This window comes from Paracoccus tegillarcae, assembly GCF_002847305.1.
In the GTDB taxonomy this organism is placed as follows: domain Bacteria; phylum Pseudomonadota; class Alphaproteobacteria; order Rhodobacterales; family Rhodobacteraceae; genus Paracoccus; species Paracoccus tegillarcae.
Genome location: NZ_CP025408.1, coordinates 1,557,106 through 1,573,037 on the forward strand (window position 1 = coordinate 1,557,106; position 15,932 = coordinate 1,573,037).

Annotated in this window: 8 protein-coding genes and 1 riboswitch; of the genes, 7 read left to right on the plus strand and 1 reads right to left on the minus strand. The window is 65.0% G+C overall.

The window, feature by feature from the left end; all coding sequences use genetic code 11:
* The first annotated feature begins 2 nt into the window (after window positions 1-2).
* Window positions 3-596: a histidine phosphatase family protein gene (locus CUV01_RS07725; protein ID WP_101459962.1), complete on the plus strand. Its 594-nt coding sequence runs from the start codon at window positions 3-5 to the stop codon at window positions 594-596.
* Between the two features lie 39 nt (window positions 597-635).
* Entirely contained in the window at window positions 636-1,715 is a 1,080-nt protein-coding gene (locus CUV01_RS07730; protein WP_101459963.1) for an ABC transporter ATP-binding protein, read from the plus strand.
* Here the strand turns inward: CUV01_RS07730 and CUV01_RS07735 are convergent.
* Window positions 1,712-3,394, minus strand: a complete 1,683-nt coding sequence (locus CUV01_RS07735) for a glycosyl transferase family 90 (RefSeq protein ID WP_157994809.1) — start codon at window positions 3,392-3,394, stop codon at window positions 1,712-1,714. The genes CUV01_RS07730 and CUV01_RS07735 overlap by 4 nt on opposite strands.
* Before the next feature lie 209 nt (window positions 3,395-3,603).
* Window positions 3,604-3,693: riboswitch (glycine riboswitch) on the plus strand.
* Window positions 3,694-3,840: 147 nt separating this feature from the next.
* Here CUV01_RS07735 and gcvT point away from each other — a divergent pair.
* The 5 genes from gcvT (at window position 3,841) to pbpC (ending at window position 15,887) form a co-directional block, all read left to right on the plus strand.
* Entirely contained in the window at window positions 3,841-4,968 is a 1,128-nt protein-coding gene (gene gcvT / locus CUV01_RS07740) for a glycine cleavage system aminomethyltransferase GcvT (protein WP_101459965.1), read from the plus strand.
* A gap of 10 nt (window positions 4,969-4,978) precedes the next feature.
* A complete protein-coding gene (gene gcvH / locus CUV01_RS07745) occupies window positions 4,979-5,335 on the plus strand; it encodes a glycine cleavage system protein GcvH (RefSeq protein ID WP_198731923.1) in 357 nt (118 codons plus the stop codon).
* A 126-nt stretch (window positions 5,336-5,461) separates the two neighbouring features.
* Entirely contained in the window at window positions 5,462-8,302 is a 2,841-nt protein-coding gene (gene gcvP / locus CUV01_RS07750; protein WP_101461942.1) for an aminomethyl-transferring glycine dehydrogenase, read from the plus strand.
* Between the two features lie 108 nt (window positions 8,303-8,410).
* Window positions 8,411-13,837 (plus strand): alpha-2-macroglobulin family protein, encoded by a 5,427-nt coding sequence (locus CUV01_RS07755; RefSeq protein ID WP_101461943.1) that lies wholly within the window; start codon window positions 8,411-8,413, stop codon window positions 13,835-13,837.
* 1 nt (window position 13,838) lies between these two features.
* Window positions 13,839-15,887, plus strand: coding sequence for a penicillin-binding protein 1C (gene pbpC, locus CUV01_RS07760; protein WP_101459967.1), 2,049 nt, complete (start codon window positions 13,839-13,841; stop codon window positions 15,885-15,887).
* Window positions 15,888-15,932 lie beyond the last annotated feature (45 nt).

The following is a 15,932-nucleotide window of genomic DNA, read 5'->3' on the forward strand; positions in this document are numbered from 1 at the left end:
CGTTGGCCGTCCTGCGCTATCTCAGCCATCCGCAGGTGGCGATCGATCCGAATATGCCGGTGCCTGATTGGCCACTGTCCGATCAGGGCCGGGCGCGAATTGCGGCGCTGGCCGATGCGCCGTGGCTGGCTGCGACCAGCGCGGTCGTCAGCAGCGCAGAGGTCAAGGCCCGCGAAACGGCTGCCATGATCGCTGCCATACTGGGCCTGCCGCCGCGCAGCGATCCGGCATTGAACGAGATCGACCGATCCAGCACCGGCTATGTGCCTCATGACCGGCACGAAGCACTGGCCGATGCGTTTTTCGCCGACCCGCAAGACAGTGCCGAAGGATGGGAGCGCGCATCTGACGTGCAGCGCCGGGGAATGACGGCGATCCGGCGGCACGTGGCGGATCATGGGGACGGCGATTTGCTGATCATCGGGCATGGTGGCATCGGCACGATGTGCTGGTGCGCGCTGTCGGGCGATGATCCCCGCAGGCGCCCCGATCAACCGGCGGGTGGCGGGGCGGTCTGGGCCGCATCCTTGCCGGATCTGGCGCCGATCCACGCCTGGCAGCCAATGGAACGGGTTGCGAGCGCGGTGCGGCGCTGATACCTGCGACGAAACCCGACAGAAAGCATCGGCCAAAACGTGTCCACCCCACCCCGATTAGAGGTTCAGAACCTGACCCGCCGTTTCGATGGCCGCTCGGTGGTGGATGACGTCTCTTTTTCGGTGCTGGCGGGACAGGTTGCCTGCCTGCTTGGGCCGTCTGGCTGCGGCAAGTCGACGACCTTGCGGATCGTTGCCGGGGTCGACATGCAGGATTCTGGCCGGATCAGCGTCGATGGCAATCTGGTTTGCGACACCGTGTTCCGGGTGCCGCCTGAACGCCGCGCCATCGGGCTGATGTTTCAGGATTTCGCGCTGTTTCCGCATCTTTCCGTCGCCGAAAACGTGGCTTTCGGTCTCAGGGGCGGCGCGCAGGCCAACCGTGATCGCGTGGCCGAGCTGCTGGACCGGGTGCAGATGGGCAACCATATTGACAGCTATCCGCACCAGCTATCCGGCGGTGAACAACAGCGGGTTGCGCTGGTTCGTGCGCTGGCGCCCAGACCGCGTGTGCTGCTGATGGACGAACCTTTCAGCGGCTTGGACGAACGTCTGCGCGACGGCATTCGCGACGAAACGCTGGCGCTTTTGAAAGAGGAAGGCACCGCCGTTCTGCTGGTCACACATGAGCCGGTCGAGGCGATGCGGATGGCCGACCAGATCCTGCTGATGCGGGACGGGCGAATCGTGCAGCAGGGCGCGCCCTATAACCTGTATAATGCGCCCGCGGATCGGCGGGTGGCAGGGTTTTTCAGCGATCTCAATATCTTGCCTGGCCGGGTCAAGGGCGCTCTGACGCGCACGCCGTTCGGAGAGTTCCTGACGCCCGGGATGAAGGACGGCACCGAGGTCGAAATCGTCATTCGCCCCCAGCACCTCAAGATCGATTTTGACCGCAACGGTCAGGGACCGGCCCCGACAGCGGAAAACGGGTCGGCGGCCCATGCACGCGTGGTTCGGGCGCGCTATCTGGGCCGGGAATCGCTGGTCGAATTTGTCACCGATCAGGATGCAATCACACTCAGCGCGACGGTGCCGGGGGCGTTTCTGCCGCCTGCAGGCACGCCGATGTGGTTGATGCTGCGGCGTGACCGGGTGTTCGTCTTTCCAAAGGCCTAGCCGTTGACCGATTGCCCCTTCGCTGCGCGATAAGCCTCAAGCACCAGTTCCAGATGACCTTTGCGGCCGGCGGGGTCAGCCAGTGCGGCGCAGACCCGGCGGGCGCGCTCGGTCATGGTTTGGCAGGCATCGGGATTGGCCCGCGCCCAGTCCAGCTTGTCGGCCAGATCGCCCGCTCCGTATTCCAGCGGGATATAGTGCTCCCAGGCATGCAGCAGGCAGGAATTGTAGAACTGCCAGCCATCCTCTTCTTTCAGCACCACCGCGCCTGCATTCAGCGCAGGCAGGAATTCCTCGGCCAGTGGCGCGCCGCCCAGGCAAATCACATAGCGATGCGTGTGCAGGTGATCCTGGGTCGCTCCATCGGTGATCAGATTGCCCATGCCGGCCTTGCGCAGCGCCTGCTTGGCCCGTGGATCGGGGTAGAGCCGGACATCCACGCCCTCGGTCTTGCGCCAGTCACGGACAAAGGCGATCCGGTTGGCCCTGCGCAGCGCCTGATGCGCGGCCTCGCCCTGGGCAGAGCCGGGCGCGGATTTCAGCACCTGATCCACCGCGCTGCCGGCGGGCTGGTTCAGATTTGGGCCATTCTGCCCGCGCAGATAGCCGGTCAGTCCGCCCTGCCAGACCGCCCGGTCCTGCCGTTGGTCCAGTGGTGTCGCGGCGTTCGGATCTGGTCCCAGAAACGCATTGTTGCCCAACCGGTGATATCGCGGCATGGGCCAGAGAAAGACGTTTTCCGCACCGGGTCTGCGACTTGGCGCGATGACGGGCCCAGCACTGCGCAGGCGAGGGCCTGTGCCGATGCGGCAGGCGTCGCGCATGTCCAGATCATAGACACCCTGATCTGTGACGCCCGATATGTCATTCGCGGTGGCTGCGATCAGCAACAACCCCTTGCTCAGCGGGTCCGCGTAATAACGGCCATCGCCGCCGCGCCGGATTGCCAAACGCTTGCCCTTGGCGTCGTGCAGTTGTGCCCTGGCCGCGTCAAAGCGAACGATATGGCGCTGAACGGCGTCGCCTGCCTGATCGTGGCGCTGGATCTGCTGAGGGCTGGCAAAGCGCGCTAATACGCCCGCCACGGCCTCTCGTTGGTCGGTCGTGATGCCGTCACCGGGTTGAGGCGCGGCCAGTGTCTCGGCCAATTGCACGGCGTAGCTTTTGCGCCGGTCCAGACGCTTGTCGTCTGGCAGATCGGGGATCTTCGGCAGGTCGAACCAGGGTGATAGCGCGGTTCGGTAATCCTCGGGGGTTGCGTGGTCGATGTCGATCTCGATGAATTCCGCGCGGGTGCCGAAATGCGACCGGCAGGCTGTGTGATGGGCGCGCCAGTCCTCGCGCCAGATATCGGCCAGATCGGCCAGCCCGACATCCAGATTGCGGGCAAAGGCGCGCGCGTAGCTGCCGCCCAGATGCACATATCGGCTGTTGATCCAGTCATCGACACGCCGCGTGTTCAGCAAAAAGATCGCGTCGGGGAAGTGCTGGTCCAGAAAGGCAAATTCACGAAAGCCCTCGATCACCGGCATGTTGATATGACGGATCGATTCCATATCGGTAAAGACGGTCGCCTCCGCCGCCCATTGCTGCAGGGGTGGTCGTCCGACAAGTTTGGAATAGGCGATATCGTCGGCCAGCGCGCCTTTCAGCCAGTGCAGCGCCGGGATACCATTCATGTGAAACAGCCTTTCTATGAAGGTTGTGCCGCATTTGTTGAAACCGATCTGAAAAAACTTGCGCGCCACGCTGCGTCCCGTTGAACTGCGGTGTTTGTCGCGCAGGGCGCACGGCGCTGTCAATCTGAAGGCCGGCAGGAAAGCGGCACCTGGGGTCCCGTTCACGACAAAACCCTTGCCTTGTTTTCTGACTGCGGCTACCAGATCGACCTAGGAATTCGGGAGAAGCTGGCCAGGCGCCAGTGCCGAAGGAGCAGCCGCCCCGGCGAACTCTCAGGCAAAAGGACCGTTTCCTGCAGAACTCTGGAGAGTGGTCGGCAACGGCCCGCCGAAGGGATAACGATCTCAGGCGTTCGCGGTGCGGGCAGGGACAGAGGGGGCATCTTGGACTGGCAACCTGCCGGTCGATAGATGCCGGGCCACCGGCGCCAGTTGAAGGAGGGCCCATGGCCGAGGACCTGAAGCGAACCGGACTTTACGATCTGCATGTCGCGCAGGGCGCCAAGATGGTGCCTTTTGCGGGCTGGGACATGCCCGTGCAATATCCGCAGGGCGTTCTGGGCGAACATCTGCACACGCGGGAAGCGGCGGGGCTGTTTGATGTGTCGCATATGGGGCAGGTGCGCATCGTGCCCAAGGATGGCGATATGGCCAGCGCGGCGCTGGCGCTGGAATCGCTGATCGCCGCTGATGTGCTGAGCCTGCCCGAGGGGCGTCAGCGCTATGGGCTGTTCACCGACGATGAGGGCGGCATTCTGGATGACCTGATGTTCGCCAATCGCGGCGATCATTATCTGCTGGTGGTGAATGCCGCGCGTGCCGATCACGATATTCCGCATCTTCAATCGCTGGACGCGGTGCAGGTAGAGCCGATCACCGATCGCGGTCTGCTGGCGTTGCAAGGCCCCAAGGCGGTTGCCGTGCTGCAGCAGGTGTTGCCGGGCGTCGAGGCGATGAAATTCATGGATGTGGCCACGTTTGACTGGGATGGGGCCGGGCTTTGGGTGTCTCGGTCCGGCTACACCGGCGAGGACGGGTTCGAGATCTCTGTGCCGCAGGACAAGCTGGCCGGTTTTGCGCAGGCTTTGCTGGATCAGCCAGAGGTCATGCCCATCGGGCTGGCGGCGCGCGACAGCCTGCGGCTTGAGGCGGGGATGCCGCTTTATGGCCATGATCTGACCGAAGAGACGACCCTGGTAGAGGCCGCCTTGACCTGGTCCATCGGCAAGGCACGGCGGCAGGGCGGCGCGCGCGAAGGCGGCTTTCCGGGCGCGGCGCATGTGCTGGACCAGATCGCCCAAGGATCCATCGCCACGCGCAGGGTCGGATTGCGGCCCGAAGGCCGTGCGCCGATCCGTGAAGGCGTGGCGATCTTCGATGCCGAGACCGGCGGGACCCAGATTGGTACCGTGTGTTCGGGGGGTTTTGGCCCCTCGGTCGGCGGGCCGGTGGCGATGGCCTATCTGCCTGCTGACCTGTCCAGCGATGCCCAGGTCTGGGCCGAGCTGCGCGGCAAGCGGATGCCGGTGCGGCTGGCTGCCATGCCGTTCATTTCACCTTCCTACAAACGCTGAGGACCCTATGCTGAAATATACCGAAGACCATGAATGGCTGCGCGCCGAAGGTGATGAGATTGTCGTCGGCATCACCGCCCATGCCAGCGAGCAGCTGGGCGATGTGGTGTTCATCGAACTGCCCGAGGAGGGCCGCGAGGTCGCAGCCGGCGAAGAGATCGTGGTGATCGAATCCGTCAAGGCGGCCTCTGACATCACCGCGCCGGTTGCGGGCGTGATCACGGCGGTGAACAACGACCTGGGCGATGCGCCGGGCGGCGTGAACGACGATGCGATGGCCGCTTGGTTTTTCAAGATCAAACCCAGTGAAGCGAGCGCCATCGAGGCGTTCATGGACGAGGATGCCTATAAGGCGCTGATCGGCTGACTGAGCTGCCGGGCCTTATGGCCCGGCGATGGCCGGGGGGCTGTCTGCCCCCCGGACCCCCCGAGGATATTTTCACACCGATGACGGGCCTGTCTGCGGCTTGATCACTTTGACTGGATGGCGATGATGACCCGCTGGAACCCCACCGACTATAACCCTGATGATTTTGCAAACCGGCGACATATCGGGCCCTCGCCTGTCGAGATGACGGATATGCTGAAGGCCGTCGGTGCGGACAGTCTGGACGCGCTGATCGAACAGACCGTCCCCCAGGCAATCCGGCAGGATCAGCCGTTGAGCTGGGCGGCGCTGTCCGAGGCCGGGTTGCTGGCGCGGATGGAAGAGGTCGCAAAGAAGAACCGGGTGATGACCAGCCTGATCGGTCAGGGCTATTACGGCACCGTCACTCCGCCAGCGATTCAACGCAATATCTTTGAAAACCCGGCCTGGTACACGGCCTACACCCCCTATCAGCCCGAGATTGCGCAAGGGCGGCTGGAAGCACTGTTGAACTATCAGACCATGGTGGCCGATCTGACCGGGTTGCCCGTGGCCAATGCGTCATTGCTGGACGAGGCCACGGCAGCGGCGGAAGCCATGGCGATGGCCCGGCGGCAGGCGAAATCCAGTGCGGATGCGTTCTTTGTGGCCCATGATCTGCATCCGCAGACGATTTCGGTGATCGAGACCCGCGCCGCGCCGTTGGGTATCCGGATCATCAAGGGCTCCATCGATGATCTGGTGCCCGATCAGGTTTTTGGAGCCATCTTCCAGTATCCGGGCACTTATGGCCATATCCGTGATCTGACGCCAGAGATCGAGGTGCTGCACGAGGCAAAGGCCCTCGCGGTCGTTGCCACGGATCTTCTGGCGCTGTGTCTGCTGAAAGAGCCCGGTGCCATGGGCGCAGATATCGCCGTGGGCTCGTCGCAGCGCTTTGGCGTGCCGATGGGTTACGGCGGACCACATGCCGCCTTTATGTCCTGCACCGACGCGCTGAAACGCGCTATGCCGGGGCGGATCGTCGGCGTCAGTGTCGACAGCAGTGGCAATCAGGCCTATCGCCTGTCGCTGCAAACGCGCGAGCAGCATATCCGGCGCGAGAAGGCGACCTCGAACGTCTGCACCGCTCAGGCTTTGCTGGCGGTGATGGCGTCCTTCTATGCGGTGTTTCACGGGCCTGTGGGTCTGCGCGCCATTGCGCAGCGGGTGCATCTGAACGCGGTGACGGTGGCGGATGCGCTGCGTGCGGCTGGTGCTGACGTGGCGCCGGATGCGTTCTTTGACACGATCACCGTCAAGGTCGGTGTGGGTCAGGCGGGCATCCTTGCTGCCGCTCAGCAGCGGGGGATCAACCTGCGCAAGGTTGGGCGTGACCGCGTGGGGATCAGCGTCGATGAAACCACCGATGCCAGCGTGGTCGCCCGGCTGATGAACGCGTTTGGCATCACTGATCTGGCCTCGGCTGCGGACAACCCGACCATTCCCGACGATCTGCTGCGTGACAGCGATTACCTGACCCATCCGGTCTTTCACATGAACCGGGCGGAATCCGAGATGATGCGCTATATGCGACGTCTGTCGGACCGCGATCTGGCGCTGGACCGGGCGATGATCCCGCTTGGCAGCTGCACGATGAAGCTGAACGCCGCAGCCGAGATGATGCCCATCACCTGGCCGGAATTCGGTGCGCTGCATCCCTTTGCGCCGCGTGATCAGGCGGCGGGCTATGCCGAGGCAATCGCCGATCTGGACGCCAAGCTGTGCGAGATTACCGGCTATGACGCCTTTTCGATGCAGCCCAATAGCGGCGCGCAGGGGGAATATGCGGGGCTGCTGACCATTCAGGCCTATCACCGCGCGAATGGTGATGATCAGCGCGATGTCTGCCTGATCCCGATGTCGGCGCATGGCACCAACCCCGCCAGCGCGCAGATGTGCGGGATGAAGGTTGTCGTGGTGAAATCCGCGCCAAACGGCGACATCGATCTTGAGGATTTCGCCGAAAAGGCAGCGACGGCTGGCGACAAGCTGGCAGCCGTGATGATCACCTATCCCAGCACGCATGGCGTCTTTGAGGACACTGTGCGCGACGTCTGCAAGATCACCCATGATCATGGCGGTCAGGTCTATATCGACGGCGCCAATATGAACGCGCTGGTCGGGCTGGTGAAGCCGGGCGAGATCGGCGGCGACGTCAGCCACCTGAACCTGCACAAGACATTCGCCATTCCGCATGGCGGCGGCGGTCCGGGCATGGGGCCGATCGGGGTCAAGGCGCATCTGGCGCCGCATCTGCCCGGAGATCCGCGCGAGGATGACAGCGGCGCAGTGTCGGCAGCGCCTTTCGGCAGCGCCTCCATTCTGCTGATTTCATGGGCCTATTGTCTGATGATGGGCGGCGAAGGGCTGACCCAGGCGACGCGGGTGGCGATCCTGAACGCGAACTATATCGCATCGCGTTTGGGGGGCGCCTATCCGATCCTGTTCATGGGCAATCGTGGCCGCGTGGCGCATGAATGTATTCTGGATACCCGCCCCTTTGCCGAACATGGCGTGACCGTGGACGACATTGCCAAACGCCTGATCGACAACGGCTTCCACGCCCCCACGATGAGTTGGCCGGTCGCGGGTACGTTGATGGTCGAGCCCACGGAATCCGAAACCAAGGCCGAGATCGACCGCTTTATCACCGCCCTGCTGGCGATCCGCGATGAGATCACCGAGGTCGCCGAGGGCCGCATCGCAGCCGAGGACAGTCCGCTGCGCCATGCCCCGCACACGGTCGAGGATCTGGTCGCGGAATGGGACCGGCCCTATAGCCGCGAACAGGGTTGCTTTCCCGCCGGATCGTTCCGGGTGGACAAGTACTGGCCTCCGGTCGGGCGGGTCGACAATGCCTATGGCGACCGCAATCTGATCTGCACTTGCCCGCCGCTCGACAGCTATGCCGAGGCGGCTGAATAAGACGCGCAGACCACCACCTTGAGGCCGGGCCGCGATTTGGCCCGGCTTTGCCATTGTCGGGAATCGACAGCCATGCAACGATCACGGCGGAAAATTGCCGAGGTCCCGATGCGCCGTTTGACGATTGCCGCTCTGCTCGCCGCTTTGAGTGTCCCATCGTACGCGCCGCCCGTCATGGCGCAGGACGAACCGTTGATCCCGCCAAGGCGGATGGCCATCACGCAGGATACCGACCTGCCCGGCAATGATCTGCGGCAGATTTTCGACACCAGCATGGATGCCTGCCTGCGCAATTGCATGGCCGATAGCGCCTGCATGGCGGTCACCTATAACGCGCAGTCATCGGCCTGTTTTCCCAAATCATCTGCGTCACTGGCGCAGCCCTTTCCGGGGGCGTTTTCTGCTCGTGCGATCGATGCCACTGCCGAGGTCCAGGCGCTGGCGCAACGTCGCGTGGATGCCGCGCCGTTTCTTGACCGGGGTTTGCTGCAGTCGGCGCTCAGCCAAGCTCAGAGCATGTCGGACCATATGACCGGCGGGCTGGACGGGGCCGCGCTGTCCAGCTTTGCCCGCGAGGCGGTGAACAACGGCGATTTTGCGCAGGGACAGCGTTTGCTGGGCGCAGCCATCGCCGTGGATGACCGTGCCGAGGATTGGGGCGGATTTGCGGAACTGGCTCTGAGGCTTGGTTCGGACCGGGCTGACCGGCAAGCGGCGCAGGCAGCTGCGGTCAACGCCTATTTGCGGGCCCAGGGCGATGCCACCGCTGCCGAGGCGCTGTTTCTGCTGGCGAGGGTGCTCGAGGATGACGACCGTGGCCGTGATGCGCTGTCGGCGCTGCGTCTGGCCAACGGGCTGGACCAGCGTCAGGATATCGCGCTGGCCTTGCAGGACGCCGAAGAGAAATACGGATTTCGCATCACCGATCAGGTCGTCGAATCCGATCTGGCCTTGCCGCGCATCTGCGCGCTGTTCAACGAGGAACTGCAAGAATCGCTGGACTACACGCCCTATGTTGCCCTGCCCCAGACCGGGATGTCCGTTCAGGCTGAAACCGATCGGGTTTGCGTCGCAGGGCTGGATCATGGCGCGCGCTATGAACTGACGTTCCGGCAGGGCCTGCCCTCGGCATCGGGCGATGCAATGGGGCGCGATGTTCAGATGACCCAATATATTCGCGACCGCGCGCCGATGGTACGGTTCGAGGGCCGCAACTATATTCTGCCGCGGATGGCCGATGCCGGGCTGCCGGTGGTGACCGTGAATACCGACGTGCTGGACCTGCGGTTGATCCGGGTCTCTGATCGCAATCTGGTGCAGACCCTGCGCGATGGCTATATGGCCCGCCCGCTGGATTACTGGTCCGAGCAGGCGCTGACCGACCGCATGGGCGATGTGGTCTGGGAAGGTCACGCCGATGTAGGTGGTGATCTCAACGCCGAAATGACAACGCGCCTGCCCATTCAGGAGATAACCGGACCGCTTGGCACCGGCATTTATGCGCTGCAGGCGCAAGTGCCTGATACCAGCCCCAACGAGGTCGCCCCGGCGACGCAGTGGTTCGTGATCTCGGATCTGGGGATCTCTGCGCTTCAGGGCAGCGAAGGGATGCATGTGATCCTGCGCGGTCTGACCGATACCGCAGCGCGTTCCGGCGCGCGGGTGGCATTGCTGTCGCGCGGAAATGAGGTGCTGGCCGAGGCCGAAAGCGATGATCAGGGCGTGGTCGTCTTTCCCGCAGATGTGACCTCTGGCCAGGGCAATGCCGCGCCTGCCGCGATTACCGTGGCAGATGGCGATGACATGGCCTTCCTGCCGCTGACCGATCCCGAATTCGACCTGTCTGACAGGGGCGTCGAGGGGATGCCGCCCGCGCCGCCGGTCGATGTGTTTCTGACGACGGATCGCGGGGCCTACCGCGCCGGCGAAACCGTGCAAACGACCATTCTGGCGCGCAGTGGCGCGGATCAGCGGGCGCTGTCAGGCTTGCCACTCACGGCGGTGCTGACGCGCCCCGATGGTGTCGAGCTGACCCGCCAGATTGCACCAGAGGCCGGTGCAGGCGGCCATACCGCTGATTTCGCCTTGCCCGTGACCGCCCCGCGCGGCACCTGGCGGGTCGATGTCCTGGCCGATCCGGATGCGCCGCCGCTGGCCTCGGCGCGCCTGCTGGTCGAGGACTTCCTGCCCGAGCGGCTGGATTTCACGGTGCAGATCCCGCAAGGGCCGCTGGCCATGGACGCGCTGCCCGAAATCGCGCTGGATGTGCGCTATCTCTTTGGCGCACCCGGTGCCGGGCTCGAGGTCGAGGGCGAAACACGACTGTCCGCGACCGACAGCCTGCCCGATTTCGAGGGCTATCATTTCGGGCGGTATGATGAACGGTTCAGCCCCCGGACCGAATATCTGTCGCCCGGTGTGACCGATGATCAGGGACAACTTCTGATGACGGCCAGCCTGCCCGAAGATGCGGCGCAGGCGATGCGACCGTTGACGGCGGATTTCATCGTCTCGGTCCGCGAAGGATCGGGCCGCCCGGTCGAACGTGTCGAAAGCCGCACGGTGCTGCCCGATCAACCCGTAGCGGGCATTCGGCCCCTGTTTGCAGATGGCGCCGTTGCCGAGGGCGTCGAGGCAGGCTTTGCCGTTCTGGGCATCGGCCCCGACGGTCAGCAGATCGCCGGCCCGGCAGACTGGGTCGTGAACCGGATCGAGACCGATTATCAATGGTATTCGATGGACGGGCGTTGGGATTACGAGATGATCACCCGCCGCAACAAGGTCAGCGAAGGCAATGTCGATCTGCTGGCCGATGCGCCGGCGCAGGTTTCGCTGGCGCTTGACTGGGGGCGATATGAGATTGTGGTGACCCCGCAGGGCGGTGGCGCGGCGTCTTATGATTTCGATTCCGGCTGGTACACGGTTGCGGGCTCTTTGCAGACGCCTGACCGGATGTCGGTGGCGATGGATCAGGCGCGTTACAGCGCCGGCGATACGGCCGTGGCGCTGATTGACGCGCCGGAGGATGGCGTGGCGCTGATCTCGGTTCTGACCAATCGCGTGGTCGATCTGAAGCTGGTGCCCGTTGAGGCCGGCGAAAACCGGGTCGATCTGCCTGTGACGGATGCCTGGGGGACCGGTGCATATGTTACGGCCAGCGCGATCCGCGCGGTGGGTGCCGATGGCGGCCATGCGCCGGTGCGTGCACTGGGCTTGGCCCATGCCGCGATCGAGCCGGGCGACCGGGCGCTGACTGCCGCGATCGACGCACCCGCAGAGGCCGATCCGCGCGGCGTGCTGCCGGTGACCCTGCGCGTCGATGGCGCGGCGGGGCAGAGGGTGCACGCGACGCTGGCTGCGGTTGATCTGGGTATCCTGAACCTGACGGGTTTCGACGCGCCGGACCCTTCGGCGCATTATTTCGGTCAGCGCAGGCTGGGCGTGGCGATCCGCGACATCTATGGCCGCTTGATCGACGGGCAGGCCGGCGCGCAAGGCGCGATCCGGTCCGGTGGCGATGCCATGGCGCAGCTTTCGACGCAATCGCCGCCCCCAACGGACGAGTTGCTAAGCTGGTTCTCCGGTCCGGTCACGCTGTCCGCAGATGGTAGCGCGCAGTTGGAAATCCCGCTGCCGGCCTTCAACGGAACCGTGCGGCTGATGGCGGTAATGTGGTCCGACAAGGGTGTCGGACAGGCCAGCCAGGACGTGCTGGTGCGCGATCCGGTGGTGCTGACCGCATCCGCTCCGCGCTTTCTTGCGCCCGGCGACCAGGCGCGGGTGCTGCTGGAACTGACCCATGCCAGCGGTCCCTCGGGTCAGATCGGGCTGGCGGCCAGCGGGCAGGGTCTGGCGCTTGGCGATCTGCCCGCGACGGTGACGCTGACCGATCAGGAAACGCAGCGCCTGTCGCTGCCGATCACCGCGCCCGAGACCGTTGGCGCCACGCAGTTGGCGCTGTCGGTGACAACGCCAGATGGCCGGCAGTTGGACAAGACGCTGACCATCCCGGTCATTGCCAATGGCGCGACGATCAGCCGCGAAAGCCAGTTCAGGCTGGCTTCGGGCGATGATCTGACGCTGCCGCCAGAGCTGTTGGAAAACATGCAGCCCGGCACCGGCAGTGCGACCCTTGCGCTTGGTCCGGCGGCGCGGTTCGATGCGGCGGCGATGCTGCGCGGGTTGGCCGATTACCCCTATGGGTGCACGGAACAGATCACCTCGAAGGCGATGCCGTTATTGGCCTTTTCCGCCGCCGCGCAGGGGATGCCCGATGCGGACCGCGCGGCAGAACGCGTCGATCAGGCGATTGCGCGCGTGCTGACCCGGCAGGCTGCCAGCGGTGCTTTTGGCCTGTGGTCGCCCGAGAACGGCGATGACTGGCTGAATGCCTATGTCACCGATTTCCTGTCGAGGGCGCGATCTGCCGGCCATGATGTTCCCGATCAGGCGTTTCGGATGGCGCTGGACCGGCTACGCAACAAGGTCAACTATGCAGCCGATTTCGATGCCGACAGCAATGGCGGCGGCGAGGCGCTGGCCTATGCGCTGATGGTGCTGGCGCGTGAGGGTGCGGTGCCGGTGGGCGATCTGCGCTACTATGCCGATGAAAAGGGCGGCGATTTCGGCACGCCTTTGGCCGTGGCGCAGGTGGGTGCGGCCTTGGCCATGTATGGCGATCAGCGCCGGGCCGATGCGATGTTCGCCCGCGTGGCGCGGATGCTGATCCCGCAAGGCGAAGAACCCTATGTATTCCGCGCCGATTACGGCACCCGGCTGCGCGATCTGGCCGGCGTTCTGGCGCTGGCCGCGGGCGCGGGCACGCAGGCTGTGCCTCTGGATGGGCTGGGCGACAGTCTTGAGCGGGCGCTGCAGGGCCAGACCCTTTCGCCGCAAGAGGCCGTCTGGTCGCTGATGGCGGCGGGCCAGATGGTCTCGGGCGATGGTGGCGGGTTTACGTTGAACGGTCAGGCTCTGGGCGGCGCGCTGATCCGTGACGTCACCGCCGATGGCGGCGCGCTGGTGCATAATGGTTCTGGGCGCGAGGAACTGGTGACGCTGACCCTGACGGGCGTGCCCACTGTGCCTGAACCGGCTGGCGGCAAGGGGTACACCATCACGCGCGATTATTATGACCATGACGGCCAGCCGGTCGATCCGGCCAGTGTTTTGCAGGGTGACCGGCTGGTCGCCGTCTTGACGGTGACGCCGCATCAATCGGGTGGCGGGCGACTGATCGTGGATGATCCTCTGCCGGCGGGTTTTGAGATCGAGAACCCGCATCTGATACGGCAGGGCGATAACAGCGCGCTTGATTGGCTGGATGCCCTGTCCGATGTCGAGGCCTCGGAATTCCGCGATGACCGGTTCATCACGGCGGTCGACTGGACCTCGGATGACAGTTTCCGGCTGGCCTATAACGTTCGGGCAATTACGCCGGGCAGTTTTCTTCATCCGGCGGCCAGCGTCATGGACATGTACCGCCCCGACTGGCGCGGCTGGACCGCTGCGGGCCGGGTCAGCGTGACCGAGTAGCATGGGCTGGCTGCGCCGCCATGGATTGTTCCTGCTGGCGGGCCTGCTGCTGGCGGTAGGTGCAGGGCGCGACGGCGTGGAAGATTGGGTGACGCGGACGCGTCTGCCGTCGCTGATCGTGCCCACCGGCACCGAAATCGTTGCGCGCGACGGCACATTGCTGCGCGCTTTTGTGGTGGTTGACGGGCGCTGGCGATTGCAGCCCGGCCCGGTTGATCCCGGCTTTGTCGAGATGCTGCTGGCCTATGAGGACCGTCGCTTTTGGCACCATTCCGGCGTCGATGCGCTGGCATTCTTGCGCGCGACCGGGCAGGCGCTGCGCGAGGGGCGGGTCGTCTCGGGCGGCTCGACCCTGACCATGCAGGTCGCGCGACTGCTGGAGGAAGGGCCGACCGGGCAATGGGATGGCAAGCTGCGGCAGATGCGGGTCGCATTGGCGCTGGAGCGGCGTCTGGACAAGCAGCAGATCCTGGATCTCTATCTGCGGCTGGCACCCTATGGCGGCAACCTCGAGGGCATTCGCGCCGCCAGCCTGTCATGGTTCGGCAAGGAGCCACGACGCCTGACCCCGGCGGAATCGGCCCTGTTGGTGGCCCTGCCGCAATCGCCTGCTGTGCGCCAGCCCGACCGCAACCCCGATGCCGCGCGCCGGGCCGTTGACCGGGTGCTGGCCCGCGCCGTGGCAGCCAACGTGATCGAGGAAGATCAGGCCCGCGCCGCGCGTCTGGCCACCCTGCCCGCGACACGCCGCCCCTTTCCCGCACTTGCCCCGCATCTGACAGCGCGGTTGCACTGGGAAAACCCTGATGCTGCCCGCATTGCCACCACCATCGACGCTGATCTGCAGCGCGCAGCCGAGGCGCTGGCGCGGCGCGCCGTGGCCGGGCAGACCGCAGAAGTCACCGTGGCGATGTTGCTTGCCGATCACAGAACGGGCCAGATCCTCGCGCAGGTTGATGGGGCCGAATGGACCAGCACCGCGCGCGCCGGTTTTGTCCAGATGTCGGATGCGCTGCGCTCGCCCGGCTCGACATTGAAGCCGTTCGTCTACGGGTTGGCCTTTGACGATGGGATGGCCCATCCCGATACGCTGATCGAGGACCGGCCCGTGGCCTATGGCCGCTATGCGCCGCAAAATTTCGACCGCCAGTTTCGCGGTACTGTGACGGTGCGCGATGCGTTGCTGGCGTCTTTGAATATTCCGGTTGTGCGGCTGACTGACGCGGTTGGGCCTGCCCGGTTGATCGACGCGCTGGACCGAGCCGGCGCGCCGCTGACGGTGCCGGGCGGCCAGCCCGGACTGGCCGTCGCGCTTGGGGGTGCGGGTGTAAGCCTTGCCGCGCTGGTGCAGGCCTATGGCGGTTTGGCGGCGGGCGGAAAGGCCGTCGCCCTGTCGCCACTGCCCGGTATGGGTGGGCGAACCGATCGGCGCTTTCTGGGCGATGTTGCCGCCTGGCAGGTCGGCCATATTCTGTCGCAAGTGCCGCCGCCTGCCGGGGCTGCCCGTGGTCGCATCGCCTATAAGACCGGGACAAGTTATGGCCACCGCGATGCACTGGCTGTTGGCTTTGACGGCGCGCATGTCGGCGGCGTCTGGATGGGTCGCGCCGATGGCACACCGGTTCCGGGTGCCTTCGGTGGCGATCTGGCCGCGCCGGTGCTGTTCGAACTGTTCGACCGCGCGCAGGCGGGCGGCAGCCCCCTGCCGCCGCCACCCGATGCGACACTGATCCTGCCCACGGCGCGCCTGCCTGCGCCCTTGCGCCGGTTTCGTCCGCCGGGCGAGGCGCTGTCGGAGCGCGCACCAGATGCCCCGCAGATGGTCTTTCCGCCCGACGGCGCGCAGATCGAGGCCCCCTTTGGTCGGTTGGTCGTCAAGGTCCGAAACGGCGCGCCGCCCTTTACCTGGCTGGCCGATGGTCGCCCCGTCGCCATTGCCCGCAGCGAGACGGCATTGGAACTGGATCTGCCCCGCGCCGGTTTGACGCGACTGTCCGTGATCGATGTCAAAGGCCGGGCGGATTCGGTGAATATCGTGATCAAGCCGTGATTCAGACGCTTGACGACATATTTGGAACGTTCTAATTCTTTGTTT